Here is a 12,297-nt window from a genome sequence, read left to right as displayed (position 1 = left end):
CTTGCGGGTACTGCTGATCAAAACTTCGTCACTGGGTGACGTGATCCACACCTTGCCCGCGCTGACCGATGCCATGGGCGCGCTGCCGGGCATCCAGTTCGACTGGGTGGTGGAAGAGGGCTTCGCCGAGATCCCGACCTGGCATCCGGCGGTCGCCAACGTGATTCCGGTGGCGATTCGTCGCTGGCGCAAGAACCTCTGGCAGACCCTCAAAAACGGCGAATGGCGCCAGTTCAAACAGCGCCTGCGCGACACCCGCTACGATCTGGTGATCGACGCCCAGGGCCTGCTGAAAAGTGCCTGGCTCACCCGCTACGTCAAAGCGCCCATCGCCGGGCTGGACAAGACCTCTGCGCGCGAGCCCCTGGCCGCCCGTTTCTACGATCGCCCCTACGCCGTTGCCCGCGGCCAGCATGCGGTTGAGCGCTTGCGTCAGTTGTTCGGCCAGGCGCTGGGTTACCAGGTGCCTGCTGGACTGGGTGATTACGGCCTTGATCGCAGCCGCCTGCTCACCGCCACCCATGACGCGCCGTTCGTGCTGTTTTTGCACGGCACCACGTGGGACACCAAACACTGGCCCGAGCTTTATTGGCGACAATTGGCCGAACGCATGATCGGTCAGGGGCTGGAAGTGCGCCTGCCGTGGGGTAACCCGGCCGAGAAGGCGCGGGCCGAGCGCATTGCCGATGGCCTTGATAATGCCGTCGTGTTGCCCAAACTCAATCTGGCGGGCGTTGCTCGCGTACTGGCGAGCGCCCAGGGTTGCGTCGCGGTGGACACCGGTCTCGGCCATCTGGCTGCCGCGCTGGACGTACCGACGCTGTCGCTGTTCGGCCCGACCAATCCGGGCCTGACCGGCGCCTACGGCCGGTCGCAGGTTCATCTGGCGGCGCAATACCCGACCTGCGCGCCGTGCCTGCAAAAGAAATGCACCTATCGACCGACGCCTGAAGATCAGCGTCAGGTCGATACCGAACGCGAGTGGCCCATGTGCTTCACTCGCCTGAATCCCGAGCGGGTAGCGAACCAGTTAGGCGCGCTATTGCTGGCAAAGGAACATCCCTGATGCAACTGGCATTCGTGCTTTATAAATACTTCCCCTTCGGTGGCCTGCAGCGCGACTTCATGCGCATCGCCTTGGAGTGTCAGCAGCGCGGCCATAAAATCCGTGTCTACACGCTGATCTGGGAGGGTGACGTGCCGCCCGGCTTCGAAGTGCTGGTGGCGCCGGTCAAGGCGATCTTCAATCACCGCCGCAACGAAAAGCTCACCGACTGGATGAATGCCGACCTGGCCAAGCGTCCTGTGGACCGGCTGATCGGCTTCAACAAAATGCCCGGCCTGGACGTGTATTACGCCGCCGATGGCTGCTACGAAGACAAAGCGCAGAACCTGCGCCACGGCCTGTACAAATACTGGGGCCGCTACCGTCACTTCGCCGAGTATGAACGCGCGGTGTTCGCCAAAGACGCGAAGACCGAAGTGCTGATGATCTCCGAAGTGCAGCAGCCGTTGTTCATCAAACATTACGACACGCCGCTTGCGCGCTTTCATCTGTTGCCGCCGGGGATCTCTCAGGACCGCCGCGCGCCGTCGAATGCCGCCGAAATTCGCGCCGAATTTCGGCGCGAGTTCAAGCTGGCCGACGATGACCTGCTGCTCGTGCAGATCGGCTCCGGCTTCAAGACCAAGGGCGTCGACCGCAGCCTCAAGGCACTGGCGGCGCTGCCTGCTGAATTGAAAAAACGCACGCGGCTGTTTGTAATCGGTCAGGACGACCCCAAGGTATTCCAGCTGCAAAGCACGACGCTGGGCCTGGGCGATCACGTCACATTCATGAAGGGGCGCAGCGACATCCCGCGTTTCCTGTTGGGCGCCGACCTGTTGATTCATCCGGCGTACAACGAAAACACCGGCACCGTGCTGCTTGAAGCGCTGGTGGCAGGGCTCCCGGTGCTGGTCAGCGCGGTGTGCGGGTACGCCCATTACATCGCCGAAGCCGACAGCGGTCTGGTGCTCGATGAGCCGTTCGAACAGAGCCAGCTCAATCAGTATCTGGCCCGCATCCTCAAGGACGACGCCGCGCGCAGTACCTGGAGCCGCAACGGGCTGACATTCGCCGACACGGCTGATCTTTACAGCATGCCGCAGCACGCTGCGGATGTGATTCTGGCGGAGCACCACGGATGAAATTGATCCTTGCTGAACCCTTCAAGAGCCGCTGGGCAGGGCGCGATGCGTTCCAGGCCGTCGAGGCGCTGGAAGGCCAGGTCTATCGCGAGCTCGAGAACCGACGCACGTTGCGCACCGAGGTCGACGGGCGCGGTTATTTCGTCAAGATCCATCGCGGCATCGGCTGGGGTGAAGTGGCGAAGAACCTGCTGACCGCCAAGTTGCCGGTGCTCGGCGCGGGTCAGGAGTGGGATGCGGTCAACCGTCTGCATGAGGTTGGCGTGCCGACCATGACTGCCGTGGCGTACGGCGAGCGCGGCAGCAATCCGGCCATGCAGCACTCGTTCATCATCACCGAAGAGCTGGCGCCGACCGAGAGCCTGGAAGACGTCAGCCTCAACTGGCGCACCGAGCCGCCCGAGCCGCGCATGAAGCGCGCGTACATCGCCGAAGTCGCGCGGCTGGTCGGGATGATGCACCGCGCCGGGGTCAATCACCGCGACTGCTACATCTGTCATTTTCTGCTGCACACCGACACGCCGGTGACGCCTGATGATTTCAGGCTTTCAGTGATCGACCTGCACCGCGCCCAGACGCGCCCGGCGATTACTCAGCGCTGGCGCAACAAGGACCTGGCCGCGCTGTATTTCTCGGCGATGGACATCGGCCTGACCCGGCGCGACAAACTGCGGTTTCTCAAGGGCTATTTCCAGCGGCCGCTGCGGCAGATCCTTGCCCAGGAGTCGGCGCTGTTGAGCTGGCTCGAAGGCAAGGCCGAGAAACTCTATCAGCGCAAACTGCGCTACGGGGACGCGCTCTGATGGCGGGCTGGAAGCTGGAACCTGGCTACGTCGCGCTGACGGAGGATTTCGGCACCCTCGACGCCGTGTTCGCCCTCAAAGGCGAGCGGCTGACCCGGGATCCGTTGTCCGAAGTCATCCGCGTCGAACGCGGTGGCGTGAACTACTACGTCAAGCGCTACGTCGCAGCGGGCAAAGGTTTGCGCCGGTATCTGGGACGGCCCCGGGTCAAGTCCGAATGGCAGAACCTCAAGCGCTTCGCCAAGTGGGGCATCCCGACGGCAGAAGTCGTCGCCTGGGGCCTGGAGCGCAACGGCGCTGCGTATGATCGCGGCGCGCTGATCACCCGCGAGCTGCCACGCACCGAAGACTTGTCCGAACTGGCGCGGGCCAACGACACGCGCCTGGACAGCCGTTCATGGGTCAACAGCGTCAGCCAGCAGGTCGCGCGCTACACCCGAACCATGCACGACCATCACTTCACCCATAACGATCTGAAGTGGCGCAACTTGCTGGTGGACGATCAGTCGACGGTGTTCCTGATCGACTGCCCCAACGGCGCGTTCTGGGTCAGCTTCATGCTGCGCTACCGGATCACCAAAGACCTCGCGTGTCTGGACAAAGTCGCGAAATATCACCTGTCGGCCACTCAGCGCCTGCGTTTTTATCTGCAATACCGTGGGCGCGAACGCTTGAATGATTCTGACAAAAAGCGCATCCGCCACATCGTCAGTTTTTTTGAGGGTCGTGAATGACTGTTTTCATTGCTGACGCCGACCGGGGGCTGCTCGAGCGGCACGGTCTGGCGGACTTCGATGCGTTGTGGAACGTAGAGCTTGACGCGGTGGATGAGCCCAACACCGGTCGCGGCGGCTGGAGCAGTGTGTTTCGCCTGGAGCTGGAAGGCTCCGGCTATTACCTCAAGCGCCAGAGCAATTACCTGACGTACACCCTGCATCACCCGTTTGGCGAGCCGTCGTTCTCCCGTGAGTTTCGTAACATCAGTCTGTATCAGAAGCTGGGCATTCCGGCGCTGCATGCGGTGTTCTACGCGGACAGAAAGGTCGACGGCGAGCGTCGAGCGATTCTGATGACCCGTGCGCTGGATGGCTGGACCGATCTGGACACGCTGTTGCAGGACTGGCAAGAGCGGCCGGCCACCGAGCGTCTGGCGATTCTGCAGGCGTGCGGGCAACTGGCGCGCACGCTGCACAAGGCCGGTCAGGTGCATGGCTGCTTCTACCCCAAGCATATTTTCATGCGGGCGCGGGGCGGCGAGTATATGGCGCAGCTGATCGACCTTGAGAAGACACGCAAGTCGATCTTCGGCCAGCGCGACCGAGTCAAAGACATTGAGCCTTTGCTGCGCCGCGCACCGGTCTGGAACGAAACGGAAATCCGCGAACTGCTCGCCGCGTACCTGCACGCCCCGACCGACAGCGGACTGGTCGACGCCTGGTGGCAGCGTGTCGCCAAACGCGGCAGCCACAAGCGCCGGGATCGGTAGGCAAATTGTTTTGCCGCGCTTGATTAATCACCGTCCTGCGCAAACCTGTAGCACATTTACTGCCTGTCAGATCTGCGATCTGGCCTGATCAAAGAGGGCGCCGATGCGTTTGTCTGAACTGAAAAACGCCGGTCGCACCCCGGCGCTGCCGATGAGCATTGCGCTGGAGGATGCGGCCGGTTCTGCCGAGCTGCAATTGCTCAGCCTGCTGCGCGTTCTGCCGGGGCAACGCTACGTCGGCGCCGGTATCTGGCGCGGGCGCACGGTCCTGGCGAAGCTGCTGGTCGGTCCGAAAGCCCCTCGGCATTTCCAGCGTGAGCGGGACGGCGTGCAGGCACTGGCGAAGCAAGGCTTGCCGACGCCGTTGCTGTTGGTCGACGGGCTGCAAGAGGGCGAGGGCGGCTGGTTGCTGTTCGAGTTTCTGGATCAGGCCCAAAGCCTGGGCGATGCCTGGAAATCGGTAGAGAGCCTGCCACCGCTGGCCGATGAACAACAGTCGGTGCTCGGCGATGCCTTGGCCGCCGTGGGCCAGATGCACGCCAAAGGCCTGTGGCAGGAAGACTTGCACCTCGACAACCTGCTGCGTCAGGGTTCCACGCTGTATTTGATAGATGGCGCGGGCATTCGTGTCGAAGAGGCGGGCAAACCGTTGTCCCGGCAGAAGGTGCTGGAAAACCTCGGCGTGTTTTTCGCCCAGTTGCCCAAGTCCCTTGAGCCGTTCACCGAAGAATTACTGGTCTATTACCTGCTGAGCAACGGCGAGCATGGCTTGCCGGTCGAAGCGCTGCAAAAGCAGATCGACAAGGTGCGCAGTTGGCGCTTGCGGGATTACCTGATCAAAATCGGCCGTGAGTGCAGCCTGTTCAGCGTCGAGGACGGGGCGTTTGCACTGCGCGCGATTCGTCGCGAGGAAGTTGCGGCGATGCTGCCCGTGCTGGAGAAGGCGGACGCACTGGTCGATGGCGGTCATTTGTACAAGACCGGTGGTGCGGCCAGCGTCGCCAAGGTAGACGTCGCCGGCCGCGAACTGGTGATCAAGCGTTACAACATCAAGAACCTGGCGCACTGGCTCAAGCGTTTCTGGCGACCGTCCCGTGCCTGGCACTCCTGGCGGGAAGGCAATCGTCTACGTTTCCTCGGCATCGCAACGCCTACACCGCTGGCGCTGCTGGAAAAACGCTTTTTATGGCTGCGCCGCGAGGCGTATCTGGTGACCGAGTTCCTGCCAGGGCCCGACATCATCGAGCGCTTTGCGCCCTACGTGGTCTCGGGCGATGCGCCGGAAGCTGAGTTGCAGGCGCTGGACCTATTGTTTGCGCAGTTGATCCGCGAGCGCATCAGCCACGGCGATCTCAAAGGCCACAACGTGTTCTGGCACATCGATCGCTGGTCGCTCATTGATCTGGACGCCATGTGCCAGCACGGCTCCCAGAGTTCGTTCGCGACGGCATTCGCCAAGGATCGCGCGCGCTTCATGCGCAACTGGCCGGCGGACAGCGCGCTGCACCAAGTGCTGGAGCAGCGCATTCCAACGGTTTCAAAAACGCCGGACTGACCCGTCAGTTCGCGTGTTTGAGGTTCATCTCTACCAGTGCGTCAATCAGTGCCTGCACGTTGTCGAACGGCTGGCGATGAACCTGCGGCCATGACTCGCGCTCGATGTAGGCTTTGCCAGCGGTATTGAACTGCACCGGCGTGTGCTTGAGGGTGCGGTCCCTGGAGCGATGCACGATCGTCGGCCGCAAGGGATCGGACTCGTCGAGCAGGAACATGCCCGGACTGTGCAATCTGCCGCTTACCGGAGCGGCGATTTGAGGGTGCTTGGGCAGTTCGATCTCCACGAGGAAGTCATTCTTCACCAGCGCCGCCTCGTGACCCACCCCCGCAGGAACCTGCTCGCCAGGGTCCATCATGATGCCGCGGCCTTTGCCCTGCGCCACGTCCATCACCCGCACGCCAATCCCCTGTTCAAGCTCGGCGATGCCTGGCACGCTGTTTTTGAAGGTGTTGGCATGGGTTTCCCCCACCAGCGCCATCCACTTGTGGGGGCCCATCACTTGCTGATGCTTGTGGATCGTGCGGGACGCAAAATAGCTGAACACCTGCTGGCGCGTGGTATTGGAGTGGGTCGGCAGATGGCGGATGAAGTAACCGGCGGCGCAATCGATAGCGCGGATTTCAATGCCATGCCGCTTGGCCTGGACCACCAGCCTTTCGAATGAGTAGACCCCTGTCGGGTCGGTCCGAAATGTTTTGTCCATGCGCTTGAGGTCATGCAGCAGACGTTTGCTCATCAGCCCGGTTTCGGCGAAGCGGTCCAGGTCGGCCTGATGGAGATCGGTCAGCAGGTGTTCCATGTACAGCGTCTTCACGTCCTGGCGCACCAGATGCTCCATGTTGTCGAGAATGAAACGCTTGCTGGCGAGGGCCGAATGGGATTCGCCAATGACCACGCCCGAGGTGTTTTCGTACAACTCTTCGATGAACATGCTCAACGGCGTGTCGGTCTTCACCTCAGGCAACATTACCCGCTCAGGCAAGGCGAGCGTGAGCACCGAGCGCGCGTCCTTCTGCAGCGTGCTCGCCAGTCCAAAGAACCTCTCACGCACCTCCACCAGATGACTTTCTACGAAGAAGTAGTCAGGGTTAAGGCCTCTGTGACGGAAGTGGGCGAGGTCATGAAAGGTGCTCTGCATCTCGGCAGGCATTTGATAGCGGTTGTCGATCAGTGACTGCTGAATGGCGCCCAGCGGGTAGTCGTTGCTCCAGATGGCGCCATCGGCGCGGGTCCAGTAGCCGGCCGGATTCCATTCAAAACCGTGGTCACCGGTGTAAGGGTTCACCTCGCTCCTGCGATGGGAAACGATAGCGCGGCGGTTAGGGTCAAGGCCCCATGCCATGGGCGAGCGTCGTTCAAGCAAGCCATACAGTGCATCGTCCAGCGAGGTATCGGATGGACTGACAGGCGACGACGCGCCGGCCACATTGTCGATGTTCGGGTTGCCAATCTGTGCCTTGAAATCCGCACGCGACGCAGCGCTGCTGATGACGGCATCGCTGTCGACGGAGATCTGGATCGGCGTGCCCGACGGCACGTCTTCGACGCGCAGGCTGAGTACGCCTTGCAGTTCACTGATGCCGGGCTGTTGCTGCCAGGTGTTGGCGGTCCGGTGGTCGAGCAGCGCGATCCAGCGTCGGCCAGGGTGCGTCTGCAGGTCGCCACTGATGACCTTGTTGCCGAAGAACACCGCCATCTTTTGCGGCGCGAGGACGTCACCGGCAGCGGAGGCTACTTCGTTCCCGGCGTAGTCATAACTGACCGAGGAACTGAACGGCCGAACATCGATGCCGTGCCGGTGGGCCGCTTTGATCAGGTGGTAATAGTCGTACCTGTCGCTGCCATTCTTGAGCGCGCCCTCGTTCACGGTATCCAGATAGTGCTTGATCATGTGGGAGCCGCTGCGCGTCTTGCCGCCGAGCGCTCTGTATTTCTGCAGCTTGTGCGTGTGCTGGTCGGTCTGCAGATGCTCGATGTACAACACCTCGACCTTGTGCTCTGCCAGCAACGGCATGTTGTCGATCAGCAGCTGCTTGCTGGCGATGGACGTCGGTGCTTCGCCAATCACCAGACCGCTGGACTTCTCCAGTGCGGCCTCGAAGAACGCCTGCGGCGTCACGCCATCTTCCAGCAACGGCAAGTCGGGTTTGCTCGGGAGGGGCGGCTGCTCGAAGAATGCCTTGGCATCGCGGTAGAGATTCTGGCGCAAGGTCTGGTAGGTCGAACGACCGCCCTGGAAAATGTCGTCGAAAAACTCATGCAGACCGAACGGGCCTCCTTCAAAGTGCTCAGCCTGCCTTGGGCTGACGATGCCGAAGACGTAGGGTTGCAGCGATTCCGGCATTTCGTAATCGCTCACGTCGCCCACTGCTGTGGCGGGACCTGCCGGGGTTTCGTCCAGACGGCTGAACGGCGGGAGAACGCCGCCGCGCAACCTGGCAGTCTCAAGCAGTTGCCACTGCCCCTGGCTGTTGAGGCGCACGGTTTGCCGGCCGAAAAATGCAAACGGGTTGCGCGGGTCAACAATCTGCCAGGCGGCCAGCCGGACGTCGTACTGGACCTGGTAGGTCTGGCCTTGCATGGCAATGTAAAAGTTGCCACGAACAACGCTGACCCCTTGCCCATGCGGGCGGGTCAAGGGGAGGGCGTCTGTCAGAGACACACCCACGGCATGCAGCGGTTGGGCAGGGGTATCCCCGACCCGCACTGGCGCGGTGTCCTGCTGCAATGCCCTCCATATGCCGGTGACATCGGTTTGCGCGTAGCGGCCGGTGGGCTGAAGCGTTTCCGGGATCAACGCTCGGGTCCGGTACAGCGGGACATGGCGGTTGGCAGGTTGAGGCGCAGCCCAGAAGAGTTCGTTCTCTACGGCGACTGGCTGCAGCGTCTCATCGGTGGCATGGGTAACCGAGCGGGCGTACCTGCCGGCGGCTTTTTGTCCGGTCAGGTCCCTCATCACGCCGCCCAGCCCTTTGATTCCCGAGTGCAGATCGCCCGCAGCGCCCGCCGTGTTCAACCAGGCGCTGAGCACGTAGAAGCTGGCGGTGGCGTGATCACGCTCGTCCAAGGCTTGCAGCGCGCGATAACCATCAGCGCTCGCGATGATCATGCCGACGGCAAAGCTGGCGGGCGGGAAGGGTAACGTCACTGCCGTCGCGATCAGCTCCAGACTGCTCCAGACCTGTCGGCAGAGCATGTCTGCGCGACCGGTCCGGGTGTCCGCGACATCCTGGATCTTGCGCTCGATCACTTGGTTGAAGCACACGTCATACAGGTTGCTGAACGGCTGGTTCGGCAGCGCCGGTTTGCGACCACCGCCTTTCTTCAGTTCAGCCAGGGCAAATGCCAGCGGCATCCCGGCCTTCAAGCGGGCGCGGCTGAGGTAGTAATCGCCCATGCCTGCGCCCAGCAGTGTGTTGCTGAACGTGGTGAGCGGGCGGAAGAGACGACCGTCCGGCGCCTGCGGCGTGTACAACAGAACCTGTTCCAGCGAGCTCGCGTCAGGCGGCGCGAGCAGGAAGCAGCCGTGAATAATCTCTGCACGGGAGGCGATAACCATGACGTCCACGTTCAATTGCAGGGGATAGACCGGATAGCGCAGGCGCTCCGCCGGGCTGCTGTGATGCATGTTGAGGATAGAAATGGTGAGCCAGCTCAGTTGCGAGGCGTCGATGTGGCCTTCGAGGAAACTGCGCAAGGCGTCGGCGCGCATTTGCAGCTGTGTCAGCAGCAGGCTCTGTTGACGGCGCCAGTCGTACCCCTCGCTTGCAGGCGCCAGCAGTTGTCCACGAATCATCTCGATGTACTGATCGGCCAGCCACTGACCGCGAACCGAGCCGGCCACTTTTTCCGGGCTCAGTGGCGTGAGGTCGACGCCCTGGGGGCCGCTGAAGGTGGCGGTGGTATCGGCAGACGCGTTGAGCAGGCCAAGCGTGTCGTCGTAACCGTCGCGCAGCATCTGGGTGTAGGACAGGGTTTCGCGGGGCGTCTGAATGATGATGCGGTCAGGGTCCACCGTTTCGGGTGGCAGGCCCAGCAGCGCATTGATCTTGCGGCTGGCGGTCCGATGAACGTAGGTGTTGAAGTCGGTCACCTGGGTGTGTGGAGTGGCTTGGTAGATTTCACCCGCCGCCATGATCGCATCCTCCAGCGCCACCATTTTCTGACGCTGTTCGGCGGATGCCCGCAGGAACCAGTCCGGTGTGTGCAGCCGTTGCTCGGAGAGCATCACCTCAACGCGCGCCGACACCAGCGTACGCAGACCGCTGTTGTAATCGGGGAGGGTTGCGTAGCTGATCCAGCCCTGGGCAGGCGCCGGCTTTTCGCTTAAATCATGCAGTTGATCTTTCAGGGCGTCCCTTCTGTCCGCGGTGACCTGTTCCAGCAGGAACGGGTTCATGTCGTGGGACCGGCTCCAGCTCACCAGCTCGCCGAGCAACTGACGTTCGTTGTCGAAGCGTTGGAAATGCCGGGCGCGCGGGCTGTCCGGGGTGAACATCAGCAAGCCGTCCGACTGACCAGAGGCATCAACTTTGCGCAACAGCAGCACGCTGCTCAGGGTGTCATGCTCATTTAGCTTGATCTGTTGAACGCTAACGGCCGGGTTTCTCGGGGCGACGCTGTCCGGATTCAGTGACTCGATGAGGGCCAGGTCCGAGGGTTGAATGTGGCCTTGCAACTCTGCCCCGCGGGCTTGTGCGATGAGCTGATGATGCATCGCTTCGCTCATCAGGCGCTGGGTGGTTGGCGAGCCGAGCGCTTGGCGCTGGGCAGGTCCGAATCGGCTTCGCAGGTCTTGCTCGTTGATGACGTCGGCTAGGTAGGCCGGGGTCAGGTCGCTGTACTCAGGCTCAAGCGGCAGGCCGTTGTAGGTGATTCGACTGTGGGTCTGGAAGGGCGAACCTGGCGCTGTGTCGCCGGGGTGCAGGCCGTACAGCGCCAGGTGCGTCAGCGTTCGGCTGACGGTGAAGGTTTCACCGGTGATGGGCTGTGTTCGTTGGGTGCTGATCAGGACCTCGTCCGGGTCGAGGTCAATGCCCGGATCATTGGCCAGTCGCGCGCGCAGACGGCTTCGCGCGAACTGTTGCGGGGACGCGGCGCCGTCCATGACGCTCATCAATGCGCTGCGCGCGCGCTCGTAATTCATGAGGCCCGAGGCGTAACGCTCACGTTGTTCGGTGCTGGCCATTTCCAGCCAGTCGGGGCGTGCGCGGCGTTGCTCGCGGTGGGCGCGGCGATCTTCTGCCGCCGCAATGGCGCCGTCGGGGCCCCAGCCTTTCGGCTGGTGGAGCAGGTCTTCAAGTCTGGCCCGCAGGTCCTGAGGCGACAGGCTGTGGGCGGTCTCGAACAGCGCGTCGATGTCCACACGCTGCTTGTCCAGCAGGCGATCAAAGGCATGGTCGTAGGGCGATCCCTTGATCGGCGTCAGTTCAAACTCCGACGGCAGGTGGGGTTCCAGGAACACATCGCCGTCCGAAGCGGTCTCGAGCCAGGCTTGGCGTGTGCTGTTGTGCATCAGGCGCAGGAGGGGCAGGCGCAGGAGTGGGTGATTGATGCGACGGGCGAGTGCTTGCTGCAATGCCTCGTTCGACACGAAGCCCTCAACGCCTTGTCCGGGCAACCAGAGCAGGGTCTGCCCCGGCTGGGCGGTCGCAACGATCGCGCCGGCGAATTCGATGCGACGCGTTGTATCGAGTTGGAGCTCAAGTGCGCGGAACACCACGTGCTCCCGCGCCTCCATGCCCGGCAGGCAGCGGGAATAGTCGCGGTGCAGTTCACCTTCTTCGATGTTCAGCAGCAGGTCATCGCGCAGGGTCAGTTCGAGGCAGGTCACGAACAGCTCGCGGCGTGAAATATCACGCGCACTGGCCTGCGCCCAAAAGCGCTCGATGGCCGAGTGCAGAGGCGTTGCCTGCTCCAGGGGCGGGAGGCCGGGTGATGCGTCAGTGAGATTCTTTGGGTCCAGCTGCTGGCATTCGGCGTCGAGAACAGCGGCGAGCGTTGTCAGCCGATCCAGCGCAGGCGGGTTGAGTGAAAATGTTTCCATGGTGCAGCATTCCTGATTGATCTCCGCGCGCAATAAGGTTGCGCAAGAGCCGGGCGAGAAGCCCGATGATTCGTCGAGCGATCAATCAATCAGAGCGCCGGGGCGCGTGGTGCTACATAGTTAACGCACGGGATGATGAGCGAACGTGTAGGACTGCGTGCATCCAGGGGGGCTGTTGGAACGCCAACATGTGGGACCGGCTTCAGCCGGGAAG

General features: G+C 62.4%; 7 protein-coding genes. 6 read left to right on the top strand and 1 reads right to left on the bottom strand.

Translation table 11 applies throughout. The features are described 5' to 3' along the window. Window position 1 precedes the first annotated feature (1 nt). The 6 genes from waaC (at window position 2) to OKW98_RS26910 (ending at window position 6,034) form a co-directional block, all read left to right on the top strand. On the top strand, window positions 2-1,066 hold the full coding sequence (gene waaC / locus OKW98_RS26935) for a lipopolysaccharide heptosyltransferase I (protein ID WP_265387401.1): 1,065 nt from the start codon (window positions 2-4) through the stop codon (window positions 1,064-1,066). Continuing rightward, complete coding sequence (locus tag OKW98_RS26930) at window positions 1,066-2,190, top strand: glycosyltransferase family 4 protein (RefSeq protein WP_265387400.1); 1,125 nt, start codon at window positions 1,066-1,068, stop codon at window positions 2,188-2,190. Before waaC ends, OKW98_RS26930 begins: the two co-directional genes overlap by 1 nt. Then, complete coding sequence (gene rfaP / locus OKW98_RS26925; RefSeq protein WP_265387399.1) at window positions 2,187-2,993, top strand: lipopolysaccharide core heptose(I) kinase RfaP; 807 nt, start codon at window positions 2,187-2,189, stop codon at window positions 2,991-2,993. Before OKW98_RS26930 ends, rfaP begins: the two co-directional genes overlap by 4 nt. Beyond that, complete coding sequence (locus OKW98_RS26920) at window positions 2,993-3,727, top strand: lipopolysaccharide kinase InaA family protein (RefSeq protein WP_265387398.1); 735 nt, start codon at window positions 2,993-2,995, stop codon at window positions 3,725-3,727. The genes rfaP and OKW98_RS26920 overlap by 1 nt, the downstream gene beginning before the upstream one ends. Then, a complete protein-coding gene (locus OKW98_RS26915; RefSeq protein ID WP_265387397.1) occupies window positions 3,724-4,479 on the top strand; it encodes a lipopolysaccharide kinase InaA family protein in 756 nt (251 codons plus the stop codon). Before OKW98_RS26920 ends, OKW98_RS26915 begins: the two co-directional genes overlap by 4 nt. A 103-nt stretch (window positions 4,480-4,582) precedes the next feature. Then, entirely contained in the window at window positions 4,583-6,034 is a 1,452-nt protein-coding gene (locus OKW98_RS26910) for a lipopolysaccharide kinase InaA family protein (protein ID WP_265387396.1), read from the top strand. Between the two features lie 4 nt (window positions 6,035-6,038). On the opposite strand, the gene OKW98_RS26905 is transcribed toward OKW98_RS26910, so the two are convergent. After that, window positions 6,039-12,083 carry a membrane-targeted effector domain-containing toxin gene (locus OKW98_RS26905; protein WP_265387395.1) on the bottom strand — a complete coding sequence of 2,015 codons (6,045 nt, stop codon included), beginning with the start codon at window positions 12,081-12,083 and terminating at the stop codon, window positions 6,039-6,041. Window positions 12,084-12,297 lie beyond the last annotated feature (214 nt).

Origin of the sequence: Pseudomonas sp. KU26590 (genome assembly GCF_026153515.1) — a bacterium.
In the GTDB taxonomy this organism is placed as follows: domain Bacteria; phylum Pseudomonadota; class Gammaproteobacteria; order Pseudomonadales; family Pseudomonadaceae; genus Aquipseudomonas.
The sequence above is the reverse complement of the archived record's forward strand: the minus strand, read 5'-3'. Positions and strand labels throughout refer to the sequence as shown.

Excerpts from the sequence above, each read along its gene's own strand:
- OKW98_RS26930 (WP_265387400.1), top strand. The coding sequence starts at position 1,066 with ATGCAACTGGCATTCGTGCTTTATAAATACTTCCCCTTCGGTGGCCTG.
- rfaP (WP_265387399.1), top strand. The coding sequence starts at position 2,187 with ATGAAATTGATCCTTGCTGAACCCTTCAAGAGCCGCTGGGCAGGGCGC.
- OKW98_RS26920 (WP_265387398.1), top strand. The coding sequence starts at position 2,993 with ATGGCGGGCTGGAAGCTGGAACCTGGCTACGTCGCGCTGACGGAGGAT.
- OKW98_RS26915 (WP_265387397.1), top strand. The coding sequence starts at position 3,724 with ATGACTGTTTTCATTGCTGACGCCGACCGGGGGCTGCTCGAGCGGCAC.
- OKW98_RS26910 (WP_265387396.1), top strand. The coding sequence starts at position 4,583 with ATGCGTTTGTCTGAACTGAAAAACGCCGGTCGCACCCCGGCGCTGCCG.
- OKW98_RS26905 (WP_265387395.1), bottom strand. The coding sequence starts at position 12,083 with ATGGAAACATTTTCACTCAACCCGCCTGCGCTGGATCGGCTGACAACG.